At 52.7% G+C, this 21,718-nt stretch carries 29 protein-coding genes; 13 read left to right on the forward strand and 16 right to left on the reverse strand.

Annotated elements, in window-relative coordinates; all coding sequences use genetic code 11:
• Positions 1–149: 149 nt before the first annotated feature.
• Positions 150–464 (reverse strand): thioredoxin, encoded by a 315-nt coding sequence (gene trxA / locus KVT34_RS09855; RefSeq protein WP_009676258.1) that lies wholly within the window; start codon positions 462–464, stop codon positions 150–152.
• Between the two features lie 259 nt (positions 465–723).
• Here trxA and KVT34_RS09860 point away from each other — a divergent pair, with 259 nt between their 5' ends.
• Positions 724–870 carry a YqzM family protein gene (locus KVT34_RS09860; protein WP_103995858.1) on the forward strand — a complete coding sequence of 49 codons (147 nt, stop codon included), beginning with the start codon at positions 724–726 and terminating at the stop codon, positions 868–870.
• Between the two features lie 192 nt (positions 871–1,062).
• Positions 1,063–2,070, forward strand: coding sequence for a globin-coupled sensor protein (locus KVT34_RS09865; protein WP_217558393.1), 1,008 nt, complete (start codon positions 1,063–1,065; stop codon positions 2,068–2,070).
• 140 nt (positions 2,071–2,210) lie between these two features.
• Here KVT34_RS09865 and dnaI read toward each other — a convergent pair whose 3' ends face one another.
• Together dnaI and KVT34_RS09875 are read right to left on the reverse strand one after the other, a co-directional pair.
• Positions 2,211–3,161, reverse strand: a complete 951-nt coding sequence (gene dnaI / locus KVT34_RS09870) for a primosomal protein DnaI (protein WP_217558394.1) — start codon at positions 3,159–3,161, stop codon at positions 2,211–2,213.
• Positions 3,162–3,194: 33 nt separating this feature from the next.
• On the reverse strand, positions 3,195–4,703 hold the full coding sequence (locus KVT34_RS09875; RefSeq protein WP_217558395.1) for a replication initiation and membrane attachment family protein: 1,509 nt from the start codon (positions 4,701–4,703) through the stop codon (positions 3,195–3,197).
• Positions 4,704–4,969: 266 nt separating this feature from the next.
• On the opposite strand from KVT34_RS09875, the gene KVT34_RS09880 reads away from it, so the two are divergent.
• Positions 4,970–5,194 carry a PspC domain-containing protein gene (locus KVT34_RS09880; protein WP_217558397.1) on the forward strand — a complete coding sequence of 75 codons (225 nt, stop codon included), beginning with the start codon at positions 4,970–4,972 and terminating at the stop codon, positions 5,192–5,194.
• A 94-nt stretch (positions 5,195–5,288) separates the two neighbouring features.
• Here KVT34_RS09880 and KVT34_RS09885 read toward each other — a convergent pair whose 3' ends face one another.
• Positions 5,289–5,552, reverse strand: a complete 264-nt coding sequence (locus KVT34_RS09885; RefSeq protein WP_009676274.1) for a YuiB family protein — start codon at positions 5,550–5,552, stop codon at positions 5,289–5,291.
• Positions 5,553–5,745: 193 nt separating this feature from the next.
• Here KVT34_RS09885 and hemQ point away from each other — a divergent pair, with 193 nt between their 5' ends.
• Positions 5,746–6,492 (forward strand): hydrogen peroxide-dependent heme synthase, encoded by a 747-nt coding sequence (gene hemQ / locus KVT34_RS09890; protein WP_217558399.1) that lies wholly within the window; start codon positions 5,746–5,748, stop codon positions 6,490–6,492.
• A 332-nt stretch (positions 6,493–6,824) separates the two neighbouring features.
• Here the strand turns inward: hemQ and KVT34_RS09895 are convergent, their stop codons facing one another.
• Complete coding sequence (locus KVT34_RS09895; protein WP_009676256.1) at positions 6,825–7,103, reverse strand: hypothetical protein; 279 nt, start codon at positions 7,101–7,103, stop codon at positions 6,825–6,827.
• Positions 7,104–7,225: 122 nt separating this feature from the next.
• Positions 7,226–8,419: an NAD(P)/FAD-dependent oxidoreductase gene (locus KVT34_RS09900; RefSeq protein ID WP_217558400.1), complete on the reverse strand. Its 1,194-nt coding sequence runs from the start codon at positions 8,417–8,419 to the stop codon at positions 7,226–7,228.
• 397 nt (positions 8,420–8,816) lie between these two features.
• On the opposite strand from KVT34_RS09900, the gene KVT34_RS09905 reads away from it, so the two are divergent.
• On the forward strand, positions 8,817–9,821 hold the full coding sequence (locus KVT34_RS09905; RefSeq protein ID WP_309244075.1) for an NAD(P)/FAD-dependent oxidoreductase: 1,005 nt from the start codon (positions 8,817–8,819) through the stop codon (positions 9,819–9,821).
• A 101-nt stretch (positions 9,822–9,922) separates the two neighbouring features.
• Positions 9,923–10,177 carry a hypothetical protein gene (locus KVT34_RS09910; RefSeq protein ID WP_217558401.1) on the forward strand — a complete coding sequence of 85 codons (255 nt, stop codon included), beginning with the start codon at positions 9,923–9,925 and terminating at the stop codon, positions 10,175–10,177.
• A 40-nt stretch (positions 10,178–10,217) separates the two neighbouring features.
• Here KVT34_RS09910 and sda read toward each other — a convergent pair whose 3' ends face one another.
• Positions 10,218–10,373, reverse strand: coding sequence for a sporulation histidine kinase inhibitor Sda (gene sda / locus KVT34_RS09915; protein ID WP_217558402.1), 156 nt, complete (start codon positions 10,371–10,373; stop codon positions 10,218–10,220).
• A 441-nt stretch (positions 10,374–10,814) separates the two neighbouring features.
• On the opposite strand from sda, the gene KVT34_RS09920 reads away from it, so the two are divergent.
• On the forward strand, positions 10,815–10,976 hold the full coding sequence (locus tag KVT34_RS09920) for a hypothetical protein (RefSeq protein ID WP_009676280.1): 162 nt from the start codon (positions 10,815–10,817) through the stop codon (positions 10,974–10,976).
• 93 nt (positions 10,977–11,069) lie between these two features.
• A complete protein-coding gene (gene mscL / locus KVT34_RS09925; RefSeq protein WP_217558559.1) occupies positions 11,070–11,495 on the forward strand; it encodes a large-conductance mechanosensitive channel protein MscL in 426 nt (141 codons plus the stop codon).
• Between the two features lie 180 nt (positions 11,496–11,675).
• Here the strand turns inward: mscL and erpA are convergent, their stop codons facing one another.
• Entirely contained in the window at positions 11,676–12,035 is a 360-nt protein-coding gene (gene erpA, locus KVT34_RS09930; RefSeq protein ID WP_170318715.1) for an iron-sulfur cluster insertion protein ErpA, read from the reverse strand.
• Positions 12,036–12,137: 102 nt separating this feature from the next.
• The gene (locus KVT34_RS09935) at positions 12,138–12,341 is read right to left on the reverse strand and encodes an aspartyl-phosphate phosphatase Spo0E family protein (RefSeq protein ID WP_016423556.1); all 204 of its coding nucleotides are present in this window, start codon (positions 12,339–12,341) and stop codon (positions 12,138–12,140) included.
• A gap of 373 nt (positions 12,342–12,714) precedes the next feature.
• On the opposite strand from KVT34_RS09935, the gene mqnE reads away from it, so the two are divergent.
• Both mqnE and KVT34_RS09945 read left to right on the forward strand, forming a co-directional pair.
• Positions 12,715–13,818, forward strand: coding sequence for an aminofutalosine synthase MqnE (gene mqnE / locus KVT34_RS09940; RefSeq protein WP_009673165.1), 1,104 nt, complete (start codon positions 12,715–12,717; stop codon positions 13,816–13,818).
• 79 nt (positions 13,819–13,897) lie between these two features.
• On the forward strand, positions 13,898–14,962 hold the full coding sequence (locus KVT34_RS09945; protein WP_217558403.1) for an NAD(P)/FAD-dependent oxidoreductase: 1,065 nt from the start codon (positions 13,898–13,900) through the stop codon (positions 14,960–14,962).
• A 54-nt stretch (positions 14,963–15,016) separates the two neighbouring features.
• Here KVT34_RS09945 and KVT34_RS09950 read toward each other — a convergent pair whose 3' ends face one another.
• Entirely contained in the window at positions 15,017–15,271 is a 255-nt protein-coding gene (locus tag KVT34_RS09950) for a YuzB family protein (RefSeq protein ID WP_042233448.1), read from the reverse strand.
• Positions 15,272–15,366: 95 nt separating this feature from the next.
• Positions 15,367–15,612, reverse strand: coding sequence for a hypothetical protein (locus KVT34_RS09955; protein ID WP_254634668.1), 246 nt, complete (start codon positions 15,610–15,612; stop codon positions 15,367–15,369).
• Between the two features lie 204 nt (positions 15,613–15,816).
• Between KVT34_RS09955 and KVT34_RS09960 the strand changes: the two genes are divergently transcribed.
• On the forward strand, positions 15,817–16,065 hold the full coding sequence (locus KVT34_RS09960) for a NifU family protein (protein WP_009673094.1): 249 nt from the start codon (positions 15,817–15,819) through the stop codon (positions 16,063–16,065).
• A 53-nt stretch (positions 16,066–16,118) separates the two neighbouring features.
• Here the strand turns inward: KVT34_RS09960 and KVT34_RS09965 are convergent, their stop codons facing one another.
• From KVT34_RS09965 to KVT34_RS09980, 4 genes are all read right to left on the reverse strand, one after another.
• Positions 16,119–16,907 (reverse strand): SDR family oxidoreductase, encoded by a 789-nt coding sequence (locus tag KVT34_RS09965; protein ID WP_042233450.1) that lies wholly within the window; start codon positions 16,905–16,907, stop codon positions 16,119–16,121.
• The gene (locus KVT34_RS09970) at positions 16,816–17,637 is read right to left on the reverse strand and encodes a Cthe_2314 family HEPN domain-containing protein (protein ID WP_217558404.1); all 822 of its coding nucleotides are present in this window, start codon (positions 17,635–17,637) and stop codon (positions 16,816–16,818) included. The genes KVT34_RS09965 and KVT34_RS09970 overlap by 92 nt, the downstream gene beginning before the upstream one ends.
• 512 nt (positions 17,638–18,149) lie before the next feature.
• Positions 18,150–19,181, reverse strand: a complete 1,032-nt coding sequence (locus KVT34_RS09975) for a COX15/CtaA family protein (protein WP_217558405.1) — start codon at positions 19,179–19,181, stop codon at positions 18,150–18,152.
• 298 nt (positions 19,182–19,479) lie between these two features.
• Positions 19,480–19,824 carry a thioredoxin family protein gene (locus tag KVT34_RS09980; protein WP_217558406.1) on the reverse strand — a complete coding sequence of 115 codons (345 nt, stop codon included), beginning with the start codon at positions 19,822–19,824 and terminating at the stop codon, positions 19,480–19,482.
• Positions 19,825–20,040: 216 nt separating this feature from the next.
• Between KVT34_RS09980 and KVT34_RS09985 the strand changes: the two genes are divergently transcribed.
• Positions 20,041–20,883, forward strand: a complete 843-nt coding sequence (locus KVT34_RS09985) for an SPFH domain-containing protein (RefSeq protein ID WP_217558408.1) — start codon at positions 20,041–20,043, stop codon at positions 20,881–20,883.
• Between the two features lie 8 nt (positions 20,884–20,891).
• Positions 20,892–21,089, forward strand: coding sequence for a type II toxin-antitoxin system antitoxin (locus tag KVT34_RS09990; protein ID WP_217558409.1), 198 nt, complete (start codon positions 20,892–20,894; stop codon positions 21,087–21,089).
• A 111-nt stretch (positions 21,090–21,200) separates the two neighbouring features.
• Here the strand turns inward: KVT34_RS09990 and KVT34_RS09995 are convergent, their stop codons facing one another.
• Positions 21,201–21,683: a GNAT family N-acetyltransferase gene (locus KVT34_RS09995; RefSeq protein ID WP_217558410.1), complete on the reverse strand. Its 483-nt coding sequence runs from the start codon at positions 21,681–21,683 to the stop codon at positions 21,201–21,203.
• Positions 21,684–21,718 lie beyond the last annotated feature (35 nt).

The raw sequence follows: 21,718 nt of genomic DNA on the forward strand, positions 1-21,718 counted from the left end.
CTCCCCCCCGTTCTTCCGTCACTGCCTCTCCCTCCTTAGGCTTCCTGTATCCAAAATGGTTCTGTCTTTATCGGATAAATGACAAAAAAAGCTCCTTTTCAGCATAGCAGAAAAAGAGCTTTTTCTCATCGTTTGTTTGCGCGAGGCAATTATTGGTGACGGGAAAGAACGTTCTTGAGCGCGTCCTTCGATTGGAAACCGACGACTTTGTCGACCGGTTGACCGTTTTTGAATACGATCAGGGTCGGGATGCTCATAACGCCGAAGCGGGAAGCGGATTCCGGATTGTCATCCACGTTCACTTTCGCGATTTTCAAGCTTTCTTCTTCTTTAGCCAATTCTTCCAGAACCGGTGCGATCATCTTGCAAGGTCCGCACCATGGTGCCCAGAAATCAACGAGAACCGTGCCTTCTCCTTCTACTTCGCCTTTAAAGGACTGGTCTGTTACGTTTACGATCGCCATGATTTCTTCCTCCTCATTTATCTAAAAGTTCATCGAAATCCTCAGCGGATCCGGATATTGTCAACATGTAAAGTATACCACAATGTGTCGGTTTTTCAACCGAACAGGGCAAGCCCTAAAATCTGGCAGTCTACGGGTTGTGCCAACTTTGTCATGCTTTGAATCTCCGGGCATCTTTACAAGTTTCGCGAAAAATGGGTATACTGGCAATAAGCCTACGTCTGCTTATTTTCGGGCAGACAAGTGAGGAGGAACAGGCATGAGCGATCCTAAACATCCGGAACTTCATTTGAATGAAGAGCCCCGCAACGATTTTATGGATGTTGCCCTCGGTTTTGGCGGATTCTTCGCCGTTTTGATGATCATTTTCATCATTGGGGTCATTATTAAACTGGTGATCGGATAATCCGGACCGCCTGAAAGAAACCTGCTGCATATGCGGACAGGTTTTTTTCTTGTTTTCCTGCGTTTATCGGGAGAAAAATACCTTTTGGCAGCAATCAAGCAGGACTTTGGTCTCAAAACGGAGAATTCTGGTAAAGGGCCATTTCCGCCCTTGCTAATAACAGATGAAACTAGAGAAAATGGGGTGCCCTTTTTGATTCAATTGTCTGATGACCGGATGAAGCAGGTCCGTTTTACCGGTATAACCGAGAATGACCTGCAGCTGCTAAAAACAAATGAACCCGCTTTCAAAGAAATCGTGGATGAGGTGGTGGAGCAGCTCTACGAGCAAATCGCCGCCGAACCCGAACTCAGAGACCTGATCTCGCGGCACAGCACGCTGGAGCGCTTGAAGCAGACGCAAGCGGCTTACTTCCTGTCCATGACTTCGGGCGTACTGAACGAACAGTATATCCAGAACCGGCTGGTCGTAGGCAGGGTGCATTCCCGGATCGGTCTGACAACGGAATGGTACCTCGGAACCTACATGCTGTATCTCGATCTGTCCCTCCGTCATTTCAAGCGTGTCCTTCCGGACGGAGCCTGGCTTGAAGTGGTCCATGCCCTGACGAAAATGTTCAATCTTGACTCGCAGCTCGTTCTGGAAGCGTACGAGCATGACGAGAAAGCTAAAATACAACAGTTGGCCGATGATCAGGCCATCATGCTCTCCGGTATTTCCAAAGCCGTTCAGGACCTCGCCTCCATGATGGTCGAGCTGAGCAGCAGCAGTCAGATCGTGGCCGAGACGGCCGTACAAACCGCGGAATCCCAGGACAAGTCGCATCAATATTTAAAAGACCTGGAGGAAGAAGTCGGCCACATCCACGCGATGGGCGCCCTCATGAAGGAAGTGTCGGAGCAGACTCACCTTCTCGGCCTCAATGCGGCCATCGAAGCGGCCCGCGCGGGCGATGCCGGACGCGGCTTCGAAGTCGTCGCCAACGAAGTGCGCAAGCTCGCCTCCCGTTCCCGGGAATCGCTGGAGCTGATTGAGGACAAGCTGACCGCGATCCGCACGATTCTCGGCACCGTACACGGCGAGTCCGAGCAGACGTCCATCTACGCGCGCACGCAAGCCGCAAGCTCCCAGGAGCTCAGCTCATTCGTCCAGATGGTCGAGCAGGTCGCGCACGATCTGGAGCGCCTCAAAAAGAAATAAGCCGGGCAACCTCGCTGCCGGCCTCACCTTCCCTGCTCCAAGGCATGCCGGCGGCATATCGCGGAGCAGGAACAACCAAGAGCCGCCTGCGGATCGCATTCCGCGGCGGCTCTTGGCGTACACGAACAAACGGGCGGCACCTAGGCCCCCCGTTTGTTATATCCGTCCACGGTCACGACTTCGACATAAGGCCGCACCCGGTCCATAATCCGCTGGCCTTTGTACTCTTCGTCACCGTCTTTGTTCGTAAAGCTGAAATGCTTCTCCAGGGCGTCCAGATCGTAATTGGACGTAAAGAACGTCGGCTTGCGGTTCATCCGGTAGTTGAGAATCGCTCCCAAGACATGGTCGCGCAGCCACGGATTGAGATTCTCCGCTCCGATATCGTCGAAGACCAGAAGGTCCGTCTCCTTCAGCAGCTCGATCGTCTCCTTCAGCTTTTGCGGCTCTCCGAACATCCCTTTGAGATCCTCCGCAAAATCCGGCATATATACGATAGCTCCCGTAAAGCCCTTTTTCGCCAGCTGATAAAGCATGTAGCACATCAGGAACGTTTTGCCCGTACCGAAGGAGCCCTGCAGGTAAAGCCCTTTCTTCTGCAGCCCTTCTTCCGTTGTCCGCATCACATAGTCGTTCAGGAAATCGACAGCTTTGGCGCGCTCCATATCCGCCCGCAAAATATCCGCGTACGTATGCTCCCGGCTGAGCGCCTGCTCGTCGATATGAAACGTGCGGATTCGGCTGCGGATCGCATCTTGGGACTGCTTCGCTATAAATTTGCGGCAGGCCGTTTTTTCTTCGTGAATATAAGTCCGGCCGCCGTTGTCTTCGACGTTCAGCATTGTATAATGCCCCTGCATATCGTTCGGGCACCGCTCCAGTCCCGGGCAGTTCAGACAGTTCTTATGTTCTCTCGCATACTGGTACAGACGGTTCATATTGATCTTGAGCGTATGATCGTCCAGCTGCGGATATTGCCCGCGAAGCTTCAGGATCAGCGGATCCTCCAGCACCTGTTTGGCCTGTTCCTCCGCCCTCTGCATCCAACTGCTCTTGGGCATTTGTTTCAGCATATCAGACAGGGATTCCATCGGGGTTCCTCCTCCCGCCATTGTCTAGAACTCTCAGGAATTAAACATTTCATCGAGCTTCTTCGCCTTGCGCAGCATCGCTTCCAGCTCTTCTTCCGTCACGCGGGACGTCTGTCCCTTGTTCTGGACGATCGGAATCTGCGGCTTCATCTGCTTGCCGGCCGTGCGTGCTTTCCCCTTGCCGGCGTAACCGCCGGATGCTTTGGCCGCCGCCGCTTTGGCCGCCGCCTGCTGCCGGAACTGCAGCCGCTGGCGCACATATTCGACGGCCTGCTCGAAGCAGGCGATCTGCTTGCCGAGCATGTCCGACGCGACCGCTTCGATGGACGACTTGGCCCACGAGCGTTTGTCGATATGGATATAATGGATCAGGACATTAATGACTTCTTCTTTAAGCTTATAATTGAGATCGATTTTCTCGAAAATATCCAGAACGCCGTTCGGAACCGGACCTTGGGTAAAAAAGCTTTGCAGCACCAGGGTGTAAGGTTCGTTCTTAAGCAGCGAATTGTACTGGTGCTCGTTGTGCGATGCCTGCAGGAAAGCCGGAACCTCCAGGTAGTACTGCATTTCCACCGACCGGGCTCCTTCTTCGGAATCGGCCGAATTGCCCCCGGCGTCACCCGATTCTGCGCGGTGAAGGAAACGCTCGCGTTCTTCCTCTCTCTTCTTTCCCTGGCGGAAATACAGATTCGCCTTGTACTGCAGGGAATCGATCTGAAGCTCGCCGTCCTCGTCGAACATTCCGTCCTCATCCAGCAGACGGACCGTTTCCTGCAGAGTCAGGCTGTATTTCCTCGCGACCATGTTAATGGAGATCATCGTTTCGGGCTTGTACTTCAAATTCTCGACATAGATGCGGTTAAACGACTCCCGGGGATACCGGGTGATAAGATCCGCGTAGGCGTAGCCTTTGGTCGTCACGTCAAGCGCCTGCGCGGCTTGTTTGCCGGCCGACGCTTCGTACAGAGCCTGCTCCAGCTCGTAGTCGATCACCTGGGTGTTCAAGCGGAACAGCTCGTAGAAAGGCACCGACAAATTCTCGCTGTCCGCTCCCGCCAGCTCCGCGGGCTCCGGCATCGTAAGCTCGTCACGCAGCGACAGCAGCAGAAACTTGCCGATTTTATCCCGGAGGAGCAGAGTCAGATGCTGATTGCGGAAAAATTCGTTCGGTGAAAGCGGGCAGAACAGCGTGTACTCGTAAATGTAATCATCCTCGTCCTGCATGTAAATGCGAGACGTCTGAAGCAGCCCGACGGCCTCCAGCTTCGAGGACTGCTCGATGAACAGCTTGCGGCTGCGCTCGCCCGGGTCCAATTCCAGCGATAAAAAAAGCTTGCGCTGCTGCTCCAGCCCGGCATAGCCCGTTTTATCCGACGGAACCTGCTGGTAGAGCGTATGGTACAAGCTGACGGCATAGCCCCCGATCATCGGCTGATAGATCGAAGACAACATTTTATAATCAAGACTGCTTAACGCGAAATCCCGGTAGACGCAGAACCGGTGATTCTCTGTAAAATGCAGCAAATTGGTCAATCGCATAGCATCAAACTCCATCCGTACCTTAAAAGGTCTGAACATCATTTTACCACAAATCTCGACATGGAAGGGAATGAAAAATGTTACCTGGCCTTAATGACGAGGGGCCGCCCCGACTAAAGTCTAACTCCAAAACCGCCTTAGGGCCGTTTTGGCTCTCCTTCCAATCCGGTAAGATAAAGACATGAAATACGAAAAACGGCGCAAGACAAACGGGCCGGACGGGTTCCGGCCCCCACAATCGACCATTCCAAAGGAGAGAATTAATAATGAATAAACTTTTCCGTTCCAGAACAGACCGTAAACTTACAGGACTTTGCGGGGGACTTGCCCAGTACCTGAATGTGGACGCTACGATCGTCCGCCTGATCGCCGTAATCGGAGCCGTGTTCAGCTTCGGCACCTTCACCCTGATTTACATCATCGCTTCCCTGTTCATTCCCAAAGAGCCTTATGGAGGCTACGGCTATCACGATTCGTACCATTCGTACTAATCGGCTGCGGAAGTCCACAAAAGGATATCCCGTCTAATTAAGAAAGCCCGGAGCTGCTGCTCCGGGCTTTTTCTGGCTGTCTATACAGCGCGTTCTAGAACATTTTGAATCCTTTGATTCTCAGCGTGCGGATGGTTGTCCCGCTCACGACGGCTCCAATGAGCCCGCCGATGACCGGCGCGATGTCCACCGCTGTAATCGATGTCATTTTGTCGCTGTAATAGAAGCTCAGCCCGATGATCAGCGCCACAAACGCATAGACCGGAAACCAGGTCGTTTTCATCAGCATATTTAGAATAAACCCGAGTCCAAAAAACAGCACGAACATCAGGACGATGACGATGACCAACTGAATCAAAATCGGTCCACTCCTTTTACGCAGTCTTCTCTCTATTGTAAAGCAATTTCCACGGTCAGGTAAAGTGTCCACATCATGAACATTGCGCCCTCGACACCGTTTGTTCATTTGCCTTTTGAAAGCGGAGCCGATACAATGAGAAAGATTGGTAAGACCCGAATTTCTCTAGATTAAAGGAGGGTTTCCGTTTCTTATGAGTGAAGCCATCGAAACATTAGAAGGTTGGTACGCCCTGCACGATTTCCGCCGCATGGACTGGAATGCTTGGAAAGAAGCGTCTCCGGAAGAGCGCAAGCGCGCGGAGGACGAGCTTCGTTCGTTTATCGGCGAGTGGGCAACAATTGAAGATAATAAAGAAGGAAGCACGGCGCTGTACAGCATCGTAGGCCAGAAGGCCGATATTCTGTTCATGCAGCTCCGCGAAACGCTCGAAGAGCTGAACGATCTGGAGACCGCCTTCAACAAAGCGGCGTTCGCCAAATACACAATCCCGGTCTACTCCTATGTATCGGTCGTCGAACTGAGCAGCTACATGGCCAAGCCGGGCTCCGATCCTATGGAAAATCCGGAAGTGGTCGCGCGCTTGAAGCCGACGCTGCCTAAAGCGAAGCACATCTGCTTCTATCCGATGAACAAACGCCGCCAAGGCGGCGACAACTGGTACATGCTCGACCTCGACTCGCGCAAAGCCATGATGCGCAGCCACGGCATGATCGGCCGCAGCTACGCCGGCAAAGTCAAACAGATCATCACCGGCTCCGTCGGTTTCGATCTGTGGGAATGGGGCGTCACGCTGTTCGCCGACGACGCACTGCAGTTCAAGAAGCTCGTGTACGAGATGCGCTTCGATGAAGTGAGCGCACGCTACGGCGAGTTCGGCGATTTCTATGTCGGCAACCTGCTCGACAACGACCGCCTCGGCCGTCTGCTAGACGTATAAGCCGCCCCGCGGCAAGCAAAAAGCCTGAATGTTTCCCTTATGGGAACATTCAGGCTTTTTTGCGCCCGGCGGGAGAGGCCGCGGCGGGCGCTTCCTCGCGACCGACGAACCGTGCCACAGCGGACGCTTGCGGGCGAGCCTCACGTACAGTGCAGCCGCTGCGTTCCGTGCAGCCGCCTTGCTTTCGTACGCATGCCGTGGGCGCTGTGCTGCACGAGTTAAGCCCCGCGTAACACACGATTTGGCGTTTTCGCTGCGTGCCGACAAACCTCGCGAAGACGGCGGCCGTTATGTCCCCTTCCGCAGGAACCCGAACGGCGCGAAACGGCTCCCTAATCCTCGTCGTCTTCTTCCGCGATCCGCTTCATTTCGGCTTCCATCTCAGCCTTGCGGCGCAGATAGTCCTCCGTGTCGCGGTCGCGCTGGCGGCTCTTCTCCTTGAGCCGTTCTATCGCCGGAAGGATAAGAATGTCGATCTCTTTCTGAACGACGGCCACGTGACCGTATTCCTTCTGATTCTCCAGATAGTGGCCGACTTCGATCAGCGCATTGTAGCGGTCCAGCTCGCTGCGGGTCAAGAGCCCGCGTACCTGTACACTGCAGTGTCTCATTTCGTATGTACACCTCCCCTGGCTGTCTTGTCCGTTTCAGCAAAAAAGCCGCCCCGGCGCGCCCTTCTGCGGACGATTGCCGGTAGCGGCTTCGTTCTGGATCATCCTGTCCGGAAAACCGGTTAGCGCAGCTTTCCTTTGCGGACTACGAGCGGAAGACCGCCAATCGTATACAGGTAGCGCATATCGATGACTTTCTTCATTAGAGCCGCCGTACTGCCCTTCATTTTCTTCGTTCCGACAATACCGATGGCTTCGCCTTTGCCCAGGGAAGCTACCGTGCCGCGGTTGACGAACGCGAATTCTTTCAATGCGTTCCCGCGGATGGAAGCCACGAGGTTGAACGCGCAGTTCTCCCCCTGCTGGGTCGCGATTTGAGCTGTCGGCGGGTAAGGTCTGCCTTCGGGATTCATCACCAGGGAGCAGTCGCCCGTTACGAAAATATTGTCGTAACCCGGCGCGCGCAGGAATTCATCGACCTTGATGCGGCCGCGCATCGTTTCGAAGCCCGCATCCTCCAGGAGATGGTTCCCGCGGATTCCTCCCGTCCAAATGACGGTTCCCGCTTTGATGAATTCGTCTCCGGCGATGAGGACGCCTTCCGGCGTGCATTCCTTGATCGCCGTGGCGATTTTGAACGTGACGCCTTTATCGGTAAGCAGGCGCATCGCGTACTCCACCAGCTCCGGATCGAAGCCGGGCAAAGCCGTCGGGGCCGCTTCGATATTATAAATATGGACAAGTGCCGGGTCCACGTCGAACTCTTTGCACAGCTCGGGGATACGGTCCGCCAGTTCTCCGACGAATTCAATGCCGGAGAAGCCCGCGCCGCCTACGACGAAAGTGAGCAGCTCCTTGCGGTCCGGTTCCTGCTTGAATCTGGCGAACTGGTATTCGATATGTTCGCGGATATGACGTACGCTGTTAATGCTGCGGATCGTCATCGCATATTCTTTTAAACCCGGGATTCCGAACGTTTCCGGCTCGCCGCCGAGACCGATAACCAGATAATCGTAGGACAGGGTACCGTCTTCGAGGATGACTTTCTTCTCACCCGGACGGATTTGAACAACGGTCGATTTAACGAAGTCCACTTTGAATTCATCGATCAGAGAGGAAATATTGACGCGTGCATTATCAGGTTTATCCGTTCCGGCTGCGGGCATATGCAGATGGGTCGTAATATAATGATAATCATGCTTGTTCACCAGCGTTACGTCCGCTTCGTTATAATTTAACAGTTTCTGAAGACGTAAAGATGTTACAACACCACCGTAGCCAGCGCCCAATATGACTATCCTTGGGACTCTACTCATTGGTTCTCTCTCACTTCCATACTTTTTTAAGGGCTTGCATTGTGAAAATTAACACATATCTCCTAACGGATATGTCCGTGAAAATGTTTCTCTCTCTATCCTTAGAGCCAGGCAAATTCGCCATTTTTCACGGAAATGCAGCACCAATCTCATGCAATCATATAATGTGCCCTGTTAAATAGCAAGGGTCAATTTCCTCAAAAACGAAGGTTTTTCACCCAGTAATTTCCACGCATTAAAAGGGAAGTTAGTCCCAAATTAGCGCCTCTGGAAGAGCCTTTCAGAAGGATTGTCAACCGGTTTACTCGGCTTTATACATCTATTTGGTTTATTTCCGCAATCCCGAGGTTTATAATGGAGCAGAAAGCAATGTGCAGAAAGTGGAGGTGTCCGAGTAGTGAGTGAAACCGAAATTCAGCACGACCAAGTGAAAGATCTGATAATCATCGGGGGCGGACCGGCCGGTATGTTTGCCGCGTTTTACGGGGGAATGCGCCAGGCTTCCGTTACGTTAATCGAAAGTATGCCTCAATTGGGCGGGCAGCTTGCCGCTTTGTATCCGGAGAAGCATATATACGATGTAGCGGGATTTCCGAAAGTGACCGCGCAGGAACTTGTGAACAGCCTGGCCGTTCAGATGAATCACTTTCCGATTCACGTTTGTCTGGAAGAGAAAGTTCTGCAGGTGGTCAAGAAAGAGGAGCGCTTGTTCGAGGTTATCACCGATAAGGAATCCCATTTGGGCAAAGCGGTCATCATTACCGGAGGCGTCGGCGCCTTCGAACCGCGCCGGCTGGAACTGCCGGAGGCTGCCAGGTACGAGAAAACGAATCTGCACTATTTCGTCAGCGATCTGAACTCGTTCGCCGGCCAGAAGGTTCTTATCAGCGGAGGAGGAGATTCCGCCGTCGACTGGTCGCTCATGCTGGAGCCGATCGCCGAGCAGGTTACGCTCATTCACCGCCGGGATAAATTCCGAGCCCATGAGCACAGCGTGGAGAAACTGATGAATTCCCGCGTCAACGTCGTCACGCCGACCGAAATCATCAATTTGGAGGGCGACGACGCCATCCGCAAAGTCACCCTGAAGCACGTCAAGACGGGCGAAGAGACGGTGCTTGACGTAGATGCCGTCATCGTTAATTTCGGTTTCGTTTCTTCATTGGGTCCGATCGCGGAGTGGGGACTTCAGATCGAGAACGGCTCCATCGTGGTCGATTCGCGGATGGAGACGAACGTACCCGGCATCTTCGCGGCAGGAGACATCACCACGTACCCCGGCAAGCTGAAGCTCATTGCCGTGGGCTTCGGGGAAGCGCCTACCGCCGTCAACAACGCGAAAGTTTATCTGGACCCGTCCGCCAAACTCTCACCGGGACACAGCAGCAACATGAAGTTCTGATGCAGGAGCCGCAGCTCGACTCTTACAAATGAAAATAAAACACGAAGGGCATTCTAATTTTGACGCCGCGAACCCGCGAGCCGATTGAGGAGGAATGCCTTTTGTCTACTTTCTGCACCGTTTGCAACGGAATGGACGTGCTTAGCGCAGTCTGTCCGCACTGCGGAAGCGGCAGCGCGTCCGACTGCGGACGGGTTAACGATTATTTCGGCCCCTATTCTCCTTACCGCCCGATCGAGGAGATCTCCATGACCAACGGATACCCCGATGTCACGCGGAGCGAATGTCTGCATATGCTTTATTGCGAGGCATGCGGCGCAAGCTCCGTGCTGGCCGTTTCCGAGAGCTGCATTTGATTTGCAATCTTCTATATTGACCGGCGGACAAAAAAAGAAGCTACGCAAGCGCAGCTTCATCGCTATGATAAGGTTCCAGCACAATATGTCTCCGGTTAATTTCGCCTAGTAGTAAATCGACAAATTCCGATTCCAGTTCAAGGTCAAGGGCTTTGAAATACGATTCAACGAGGGTCTCGTCGCTAATCTGTCTCATACCAACCACCTTTCCTGCTTAACTTGTCATTATATTACCATGTGCCAAAAATTAGAACAATCGTTCTGTTATCCACAATCTCATGTGCATATCTTGTGGGTAATTTGTGAATAAAGGCTAATATTGGCGAGTTTTGTAGGTGGATGATGTGGACAAAGTTATACACAACTTTTTGCACTTTACTGTGATAAAAACAAATAATCAGAACTTGTCCCTCCATCAACAGAATTCATAAAGCTTCATTTGCGGATTTATTCAAATCTCAGCACCGATTTCCCATATAACGGGAATAATCCGACTCCTTTCGCATATATTGAACATAGTTGTCGTCCCTACTCCCTTTTGGGACCTGTAAATTTCACAGGATGGACGATCTCATTTAACGTAGATTTAATACTGGCCGTTTATACTGGGTTCAGTAAGCGAAAGGAGAAGTGAGTCATGATCGTCTACGACATCGTAGTCAACGGAGAAGTCAAAGAGACCATCCGGCCGCAGAAGCTCCGTTTGAAGGAACTGTATGCGTACATGCTGGAACAGTCCAAGCAGATGAAGATGAAGTACGGGGAGAACACGCGCGTTCTCAAACGCATTCTCTATTAATTGTGTATTGATTCCCTGCCGCCTCCTTTGATAGACTAGGAGGGTAAAAGGGAGGCTGTATAGAACTTGGAAAATCAACCTAAAAAAATTCAAATCATCAGCGAATTCAAAAAGTTTATTATGCGCGGCAACGTTGTGGACCTTGCGGTCGGCGTTATCATAGGGGCCGCTTTCAATAAAATCGTGACCTCGCTCGTCAACGATATCCTTATGCCCCCGATCGGTCTGCTGCTCGGCAAGATGGACTTCAAGAATTTAAAGCTTCCTCTGTCAGGCGGCGTCACGATCAATTACGGAGCCTTTATCAATAACATCATCGATTTCCTCATCGTTTCGGCCGTCATTTTCCTGATGATCCGCCAGATGAACAAGCTGCGCAGAAAAGAAGAACCTCAAGAGGAAGTCAAGTCCGAGCCCACGAAGGAGTGCCCTTACTGCATTTCGGAAATCGCCGCGAAGGCAACCCGCTGTCCTCGCTGCACCTCGGTGCTTGAACCGGAAGCTCTGCCCCAATCATAGGGCGGGTTCGCTCTGCGTTCATTTCACTTCTAAACCTATTGAATTCCACAAAAGAAACCTGCTAGATGGCAGCCTTCGCGCGCATCTCGCAGGTTTTTATTTTTCCGGGCCCTCATGGTCCCATATACAAAAAAAGAACCGCAGGGACATAAACCACCCTGGGGTTCTCTCTTAACCGGCTTAGTCGTCGCACTTCTCCGCTTTGCCCTCTTCGCCTTTCACCTTGAAGGAAGCGCCGCAGCCGCAAGATGCTACCGCATTGGGATTGTCGATCGTGAAACCTCCGCCCATGCCTGCATCCTTGTAGTCAATCTCGACGCCATACAAGTATTTCGCGCTTTCCGGGTCCACGACCACTTTCAAGCCGCTGAAATCCAGAACCTTATCTTCTTCCTTCTGGTCGTTGTCGAAGCCCATGCCGTACGAAAAACCGCTGCAGCCGCCTTCTTTGACACCGACGCGCAGAAAAAGATCCGGTGTTTCCTCGGCCGCGAGCATTTCCTTGATTTTGTCCGTCGCCTCTTCACTGATCTTGATCAGACTCATATAAATAAACCTCCTTGTACGGAGCGGCCTTAACTCCAGCGCCTGACTCCTGAAAGCAGTCTTTTAGTAATCCACTTATCTTCCTATAGTATACTCCTATTCAAGCTTCGTCTCAAGGGGTGACTCTCCCCGCTCCAACTGGTAGTACCGCAGTATAAGTTTGTCGAGTCTTCTGCTGTCGTGCTGTACACTCGGGTGCAGGAATCCGTATTTCATCCCGTTCTCTACCATCTGGGACCGCAGCTGCTCGATTCTGACGTCAAGCTTCTGTCTACATTCCCACTCCTCCGATTGCTGCATATGTACCGACCATCCTATCCAAAAAAAGATCACCATTTCAGTGTACATCAAACCCCGAAGGATAATAAAGACCTTTTTACCAGTTTTTGTCCGGGTCTGCGAATATATTTACCGACAAACCGATACAAAGGCGGCGATTCAGGCCCCCCTGGAAGAGCTGCAAGCTTTATCCTTATTGCCCCTTTGGGATGACAGGTTTATAATAGGAGGGATGAAACCGGACTTTTATCGCTTTTTTTAGTATGGAATCCTGCAGCCGACGTAAACGGTTGACGGGATATGCTTCTTTGTAGAGGTTCACTTGAATTTTTGAACGTACGGTGAAAAATTTACACAGGATGGATTCAAAAGATCCGACGGGGAGGGTATACTAGTGAATGTCATTATAGACAGTCCTGACCGCCGCATGGCGGAAATTGCAGAAAAGGTCGAGAACGGAGAACGTCTTTCGCGGGAGGACGGCCTGTTTTTGTACCAATCGGACGATTTGTTGACCATTGGTCAATTAGCCAATAAGGTCAACCTGCGCAAGAACGGCAAAAACGTGTATTTCGTGCAAAACATGAGTTTGTATTTTACAAACGTATGCGAAGAACACTGCGCGTTTTGCCATTTCCGCAGAGATGAAGGCGAAGCGGGCTCCTACACGCTGACGCCATCTGAGATGCTGACGTATATCTCCGAAAATTTCCACCCGGATATTCGCGAGTTCCACATCAGCCAGGGTCACAATCCTCATGTGCCGTTCCAATATTACGTGGACGCCCTGCGCACCCTGAAACAGCATTATCCGCAAGTATCGATTAAAGCCCATACGGCGGCCGAAATCGACTTCTTCGCGCGGATCAGCGGGCTCAGCTACAAAGAGGTGCTCCGCACCCTAATGGATGTAGGTCTCGATACGCTGCCCGGCGGCGGTGCCGAAATTTTGACCGAACGCTACCGCAAGAAGATGAGAGTCGAGAAAGCCGACACGAACCAGTGGCTGGATGTCCATCGTTCGGCTCACGAGCTTGGCATGAAGACTCATGCGACAATGCTTTACGGCTCGATCGAGACGCTTGAAGAGCGTATCGAGCATATGGCCCTGCTGCGCGATCTGCAGGATGAAACCGACGGATTCCTCGTGTTCATCCCGAATTCGATCCAGCCGGCCAGCGCGAGCGCGGGTATCCGCCGCCGCGTGCCTGCCGTCGACGAGCTCAAAACGATTGCGATCAGCCGTTTGATGCTCGACAATTTCCCGCATATTAAAGCCTATTTTATCAACATGGGTATCAAAGTGACTCAGCTTGCGTTCCAATTCGGCGCATCTGACGCTCACGGAACCATTGTGAAGGAACGCATTTCCCACGCCGCGGGCGCTCAATCGCCGGACGGAGTCACGAAAGAAGACCTGGTCTGGCTGATTAAAGGAGCGGGACGAGTTCCGGTTGAACGGGATACCTTCTACAATGTGGTTCAAACCTACAACTAATTGGGGTAAGAACCTTTAGAAGCCTTTGACAGATGATGATGCAACGAACAAAAGCCATGGCAGAAGGGATTCATGTAACATGAACAAGTTTGTTATTCTGGGAGGCGGTTATGGCGGCATTACCATAGCCACGGAGCTTCTGGAAAAAGAAATACCCGACAACTGGACGGTCACGATGGTCGACCGTTCGCCTTTTCAAGGGCTGAAGACGGAATACTACGCGCTGGCTGCCGGTACGGCCGCCGAGACGGAACTTCGCGTTGCCTATCCGAACGATCCCAGATTATCGCTTAAATACGGAGAGGTTACGGAAGTGAACCTGGAAACGAAACAGGTGATCTTTGCCGACAAAGAACCGCTCGATTACGATTACCTCGTGATCGGCCTCGGCTGTGTGGACAATTTCCACGGTATCCCGGGCGCGCAGGAATTTTCCAACGGCATTCAGACCTTCTCGCAAACCCGCATCACGTATCAGCGTGTCAATGACGTCGTTCCTTACGGTCAAGTTACCATCGTCGGCGGCGGCCTGAGCGGGGTGGAAATGGCGGCGGAGCTTCGCGAAAGCCGGCAGGATGTCAATATCCGCATCCTGGACCGCGGCGCAAGCATTCTGTCCTCCTTCCCTACCAAGGCGAAAGAATTCGTACGCGACTGGATGCTTGACCACGACATCGAAATGCGTTCCCACGTTTCTCTGAAAAGACTGGAAGGCGGCGATCTCTACAACGAAGAAGAGATCATCCGCACGGACGCCACGATCTGGACGGCCGGCATCAAGCCGAGTCCGATCGTCGAACAGCTCGCGGTGGACAAAGATCCTTCCGGACGCGTTCTGCTGAACGAGTACCATCAGATCCCGTCCCACCCGAACGTGTTCGTCGTCGGCGACTGCGCCAGCCTGCCGTTCTCTCCGAGCGCCCAGGCGGCCGAATCGCAGGGCAAACAGATCGTCGAGGTTATGCAGGCGCTCTGGAAGAACGAAACGCCTAAGCTAGGCCAGATCAAGCTCAAAGGAGTTCTCGGCTCCCTCGGCAAGAAGACCGGCTTCGGCCTGATGGGCAAGAAAACCGTTATGACAGGCATGGTTCCGCGTGTCCTGAAAAACGGAGTCCTGTGGATGTCCAAACACCACTGGGGCTAGAAAAGCAAAAAAAGCCCGGTTTGCAGCTATTGTGCAGACCGGGCTTTTTGCTATTCAGTCGCCGAACATGTCGTAGATCTCTTCGACTTCCTTTATTTTTTTGGAAATTTCGTCAAACAGCTTGTCGGCTGTCTCGGCCGCTACGATTTCGCCGTTAACCATGGCGAAAGGAAAAAGGTAACATTCCCCGCAGTTTCCCAGACATCCGTATTCGATGACATCGTAATCCGGATTGTCCTCCAGCTTCTTCATGACGGCGTCCGTACCGTGATGCATATTGCTCGCGCAAAACTCAATGATAGGTCTCATGTTTGATCTCCACCTGTTTCACAAACTATCTGTATTGTAACACATCCGGGGAGATTTGAGCATAGTTCACAGGATCGCGGACGGACGGCACGCCGTTATCTGCCCCTGGTGTACTCCGGTCTGACGTAAAGGCTCCGCATAATGTCGGTGATCGAGTCTTGAACGTCGAACGCATCGGCCACCACACCGCTTCCGCTGCAGCGCGCGCAGGCCGTTTTCCCGCTTCCTCCGCAGGACGTGCAGATTCCCCGGTCTCCCAGGCTTCCTTCACCGGAACAGCTTTGACATTCCGTTTCCCCTTCTCCATAACAGTGGAAGCAATCGTTAATCTCGTTCATCATGACTCAATCCTCTCTGTTTCAAATGTTATAATACAGTTTCCGTTTTATATGATTTGTATTATATAACATATGCCGAGGAATAAGAAGTGTTTTTTTGAAAAAAAATAAATGGCCGGCCCGAACGTCCGGCCGCCCCTTTCTATGCGGGGGATATTTTTTTTTCCCGAAATGTACTATAATAAAATAAGAAAGGAGTCGATTGAAATGACTGAAAATACCCAAAGTGCAACCATGTATGATGAAGTACTTGAGGTTCTAGATAAGCTTCGCCCGTTCCTGCAGCGTGATGGCGGTGACGTGGAACTGGTGGACGTGGAAGACGGTATCGTAAAACTGAAGCTGATGGGTGCATGCGGAAGCTGCCCGAGTTCCACGATTACGCTGAAAGCCGGTATCGAGCGTGCGCTTGTCGAAGAAGTAGAAGGCGTTGTCGAGGTTGTTCAAGTATTCTAATAAAAAACCGGCCCTAGGGGCCGGTTTTTTATATGGGCGCGAAGCGGCGCCGCTTACTTGCCCCGCTTCAGCATCGGCAGCGTCTGGATCGGATCGAGGCCGCCGTTCACTTCCATGATGTTCCCCGTCAGGAAATCCGACTTCGGGTCGCACAGGAAGGACAGCACCCGGGCTACATCCTCGCCCGTGCCGGGTCTGCCCCGCGGCGTTTCGTCGTCGGTGCAGTTCTCCACTTCCTCGATCCGCTTTTCCTTGTTGGCTCCGCGGATATCGCCCGGACAGATCATGTTCACGGTGATCCCGTGGGCCGCTTCTTCTTCGGCCAGTGTCTTCGTGAACGAAACCAGCCCCACTTTGGCGGCCGCATAGACGGCCCTGTGGGGCCAAGCACGCGCTTCGGCGGCATGACCGAAGCCGAAGTGGATAATGCGGCCCCAGCGCTTGCGCCGCATGTGGGGCAGCAGCGCGTGATCCAGCTGGATCACGCCGAGCAGATTGCCGCGGATGAGATAATCAATCTCATCGCGCGTATAATCCGCGAACAGCCTCCGTTCGCGGATGAAAGGGCCGGCGTTGTTGACGAGCACATCGACGCCGCCCATCGTCTCTCCCACCGTCTCCGCGATGCGCTCGATATCCTCGCCGCGGGAGACGTCGCCTTGAATCGCGGCGGCGCGGACGCCCGTATTCTGGATGTGCCTGACTAAGTCGTGCGCTTCCTCTTCACTATGTACATAATTGATTACGATATCATACCCTTGGTTGGCCAGCGTTAACGCCGCCATTTTGCCGAGCCCTTTCGCGCTGCCCGTGATGAGAGCCGTTCTGCGTACCTCCGCCATGATTCTCCTCCCCGTTTTCCCCTGTGCTGCCCCTGGATATATACCGGAACACGAGATCCATCGTGATGCAAACCATCTCGTATCCCCTGTTCATCTGCGCCAGATTATCCGCGATATTCTCCACTTGGATACGGTCGCCCAAATTGGAGTGGGACAGCATCAGATCATCCAGCATCTCTACGTTCACGTAGTGAATTTCCATATTCCGCTGGTTGCGAAGAACCTGAAGCGGCTGTTTGGCTTCTGTTTTCAGTTCGTACAGTTTTTGCTGCAGGGCGGGATGAATCCCGCTCTCTCTCATTTTACGCAATACGGTAAAAAAGGAAAAGTGCGTTTTGAGGGTCTCCGTCTTGAGGTCGAATAAATCGTTTAAAAAATACCCAAGCTTATCCAGCACCGAAAAAAGACGGATAAGCGCGTTTTTATAAAAATAAACATACCGCCTGTAATCGTCCAGCTCCTCGGGCTGCATTTCATCGAGATAAGATTTCTTGACGCGCGCGGCAAAACGAGCGGCGCAGTATTTGCTTTCCTCCAGCTCATCCAAGGCATCGAGAAACCCTTGCGACCATACATAGAGTCTATGCAGCTTTTTGGGGCTGTAGGACGGCGAAGAATGGCGGCTTTGCTGAAGGACGTTCAAATAACGTTTGATCGAAGTGAAAGCTTGTTCCAATCGCTCGTCGGAGCGCTCGCTGCGTTTCGTCTCGTTGAAAATCGTTCTTAGCATGGCTTTCACTCATTTCCTTATTTTTTTCAGTATGAGCTCCGTCTCCGCGATCCATACATTCAGGTCCGGCCGGGCGGGAGCTTCCCATGAAGAGGCCGCTCCTTCCGGAGCGTCTACTTTTGGATTACCCTAAATGAGCCTTTTTCGAAAAAGGAAATCGCCAGCGTTGGGCCCGAAAATCTCGGTTGAACGGTTGATCCGCTCACTCCAGTCCTTCCGGGAAAGCGGGCCAAGGCCGCATCCGTCTCGTTAGCCGCTGCACCGGGCAGGGCATCCAGACTCCCTCCGGCGGTTGACCACCGTCATGTGACGCCGAGCACCGCACGCTGGGAGTTTCGTGCTGTGCGGGAAATTCCGTCAAGCGACTATTCGCGGCAAAAAGAAAAACGGCTGCCCTTCACATTCGTGAAAAGCAGCACGTTTTCCTTCCTCTAATCGAATGCGGCGTGGAATCACCCGCAAATTCTCGTGGCTAAGGGACGCCGGCCGGAGACAGCCAGGGCCGCAAAAAGTCACTCCGTCACGGCTTCCTTACGGTTAACGGAAGCCTTTGCCGACTGCGGATTTTCCTGCTTGCTGCGCGGATGCTCGGCACCCAGCGGTACGCGGGCATTCAGCATCACGACGCACAGGTAGCTGATCCACCCGAACAAAGCGCAGATCAGAACCGCGTGGATCATGCCGGTGAACAAGAATGCGGTATCGTGTCCCAAGGACCAGGTAACGGTGGCTCCGCTGAAAATTTGAGCGATCAGGAAGCCAAGCACCCAGCCCGCGCCTTTGTACACATTTTCAAGATGGCTGTACTTCTTGCGGGCGACCAGGAACAAAACGAGTCCGCAGATGAACATAAGCACGGCAGCGATGCGGTGGGCAAATACGATTCCGGTGGCCCCCGTCAGTTCCGGAACGACCTGTCCGTTACAAAGCGGCCAGCCGATGCAGCCTCCCGAAGACTCCGTATGCCGGACAAATGCGCCCACATAAACGACGATGTAGCAGTAAACGCCGACGAACCAGACGAAAGCGCGGAAACCGCGGCCGATCGGAGCCGCATTCTTCGGCAGGGCCGATTTGCGGCCGTCCGCCGTGCTGGCGACGGAAACCGTGTAATCTCCCCATTTCGTGAACGTCAGCCAGAGCAGCAGCGTCATGGCGAAAGCAAGCAGCGAAAGGCCGAAATGAAGCGCCATAACCGCGGAAGACTGCGAAAAGACAACGGCCAGAGCGCCCATAATTGCCTGCAGCACGGTGAAGAAGCCTGCACCCGCTACGAAATATTTCGCGTCTTTACGGCTGACCGTTTTGAAAACAAGAATGAATGTGGCGAGCAGCAGCAGGCTCACAAGGCCTGTCACCGCCCGGTGACTGTATTCGATAACGGACGAGATCGTATAGGCCGGGACGAACTTGCCGTTACAGAGCGGCCATTCGTTACCGCAGCCCAAACCCGAATCGGTTTTGGTTACGAGCGCGCCCATAATCACGATCAGGAACATGCCGACCATGGTCAGAAAGGACAAACGCTTCGTTAATTTATACATACCATGCACCTACTTCTCTATAATCAATAAGGCTATTTATGCAAGAGATTTGGCCGCCAGACGGCAGCAATGCCGCTTGTATTCATTATAGCTACTATTCGAGGCCAATTCCATTCGCAAATGTTACAAAGCCTTGAAAGAAGCGGCTGGCACGCGGCCCATCATTAGGGAGTCCCTAACGACCGCAAATTATGCAGAAAGACGCGGCAGGCAGCGATATACAAAAAAACTAGCCGTTCCCGAAGGAACAGCTAGTTTTCGTTTACTTAAAAGAGAACGCGTCTCCCGGGTGCCCGTATTACTTGGCCAGCGCGTTGCCCACCTCGATCGCACGGTCCAGAAACTGCTCGATCTCTTCACGCGTCTTGCGCAGCTTGCTGACAAAACGGATCAGCTCCTGTCCGCGGCTGAAAGCGATAAAGCTCGGAATGCCCAGAATGTTCAATTCCTCGCAGAGATCGGGTACCTCGTCCCGGTCCAGCTCGATGAACGAGATGCGTCCGGCATACGCCTTCTCCAGATCCGGCATAAAAGGCTCGATATAATGGCAGTCTTTACACCAGGTTGTTTTAAAAACGGCAACGGTAACTTCGGATTTCTCTACCGCCGCACGGAAATCTTGTTCATTGTGGACTTTTTCCATGGGGATCACCTCGAATAGAATCGTCCGGCCTTCATTCCCGACCGGCTTCATCGGAATCTGATAAACTTGTTTATCTTATAGCATGCTCCTTCGGGCCTGTCAATAACAGCAAAAATACGGGACATCCGACCGTTTACAGACATTGTAAAAAGTGATATCATATAAATATCAAAACGATATTTTAAATTTCTGAGTTTCCAAAAGGAGATGAACACAATGACCGAACGTCATGTATGGAAAATCAACGGATTTGTCGGCCTGCTTGCTATGGTCGTATTTATCGGAGCAGGTATTTTCTCCCTGACCGCGGAGCTGATTATCCCCGCCGTACTGCTGTTTGTGCTGGCAGGAATAGTGCTCAGCTCGTTTACCGTCGTACAGCCGAACCAGGGGATGGTCGTCAATTTTTTCGGCCGTTACAGCGGCACAGTCCGCGATAGCGGCTTCTGGGTAACGATCCCTTTCAGCGAGCGCAAGAAAATATCGCTGCGTGTCCGCAACTTCAACAGCGCGCGGCTGAAGGTCAACGATGTGGACGGCAATCCCATTGAAATTGCGGCCGTCGTCGTTTTTCGCGTAGTCGATACGGCCAAAGCCAAGTTCGAAGTCGATAATTACCAAGCCTTCGTGGAAATTCAAAGCGAGACCGCCCTCCGTCATGTCGCCTCCAAATACCCGTACGACTCCTATAACGGAGAAGCCTACTCTCTGCGCGCCAACAGCGAAGAGGTTGCCAAGGAACTCACCCTCGAGCTGCAAAGCCGCCTCAGCGTAGCCGGCGTTGAAGTGTTGGAGTCCAGGCTGACTCATCTGGCCTACTCCACCGAGATCGCAAGCGCCATGCTCCAGCGCCAGCAGGCCTCCGCCATCATATCCGCACGCGAGAAAATTGTGGAAGGCGCGGTCAGCATGGTGCAGATGGCAATCGCCCGCCTTCAGGCGGAAGGCGTCGTCGAGCTGGATGAAGAGCGCAAAGCCGCGATGATCAACAACCTGCTCGTAGCGGTTGTCTCCGACAGGTCCGCCCAGCCTGTCATCAACTCCAGCTCCATTTACTAAGCGGATGCATGGCTGTTAAGAAGAACTTTCCGCTGCGGCTCGATCCGAAGCTCCATCAAGCTTTGGAGCGCTGGGCAGCCGACGAGTTCCGCAGCGTTAACGGGCACATCGAATTCCTGCTCCGGGAGGCGCTGGTGCGTGCAGGCAGAATGCCGGGTCACGCACCGGCGCCGCCTCCGGACGTGGAATCGGAGAATGAGAACTGAGGCGGGAAGCGACACAAGCCTCCCGCCCCACAACAAGAGAGCCGATACTCCCCTTGAGGATATCGGCTCTTCATTTTAAAGCCGTGCGTTAGCTGCACGGCTGCTTTTTTCTCAAGCATCTAAACTTAATTCCTTCTTCATCTTAAAGTTAACCAGCTTAATCCCTCTGCGTTCCACGCTTTGCTCCTGGACCAGCCGGAACCCGCGATGACTGAAAAACGGTTTCGCCGTGATACTCGCGTCCGTTTCCAGTTCGGCTACCCCCCGTTTTTTTGCCTCGTATTCGAGAACGTTCATTAAAGCCGAAGCAACTCCCTGTCCTTGAAAATCCTTATCCACGTACAGTCTGTCCACGTATCCGTTTACGGTCATATCCGAAAAGCCCACAATTTTGCCTTCGATTAGAGCGACATACGTGATATTGCGGCTCATCGAATCTTTCCAGGATTCCAATCTGTGTTCCTCTTCCTCTTTGGAAGCCCATGCATGAAGCTGTTCTTGGGTATAATCTTTCTGATTTACGGAATGAACGGTTTCATAAAATAACGAGACGATGGGGCGAATATCGGATACCTGAAATTTTCTGATTTCCATGTTATCCCCTCTTTTCCATCTTAGTTAGAAACAAT

The organism is Paenibacillus sp. GbtcB18 (assembly GCF_019091125.1).
In the GTDB taxonomy this organism is placed as follows: Bacteria; Bacillota; Bacilli; order Paenibacillales; family NBRC-103111; genus Paenibacillus_F; species Paenibacillus_F chitinolyticus.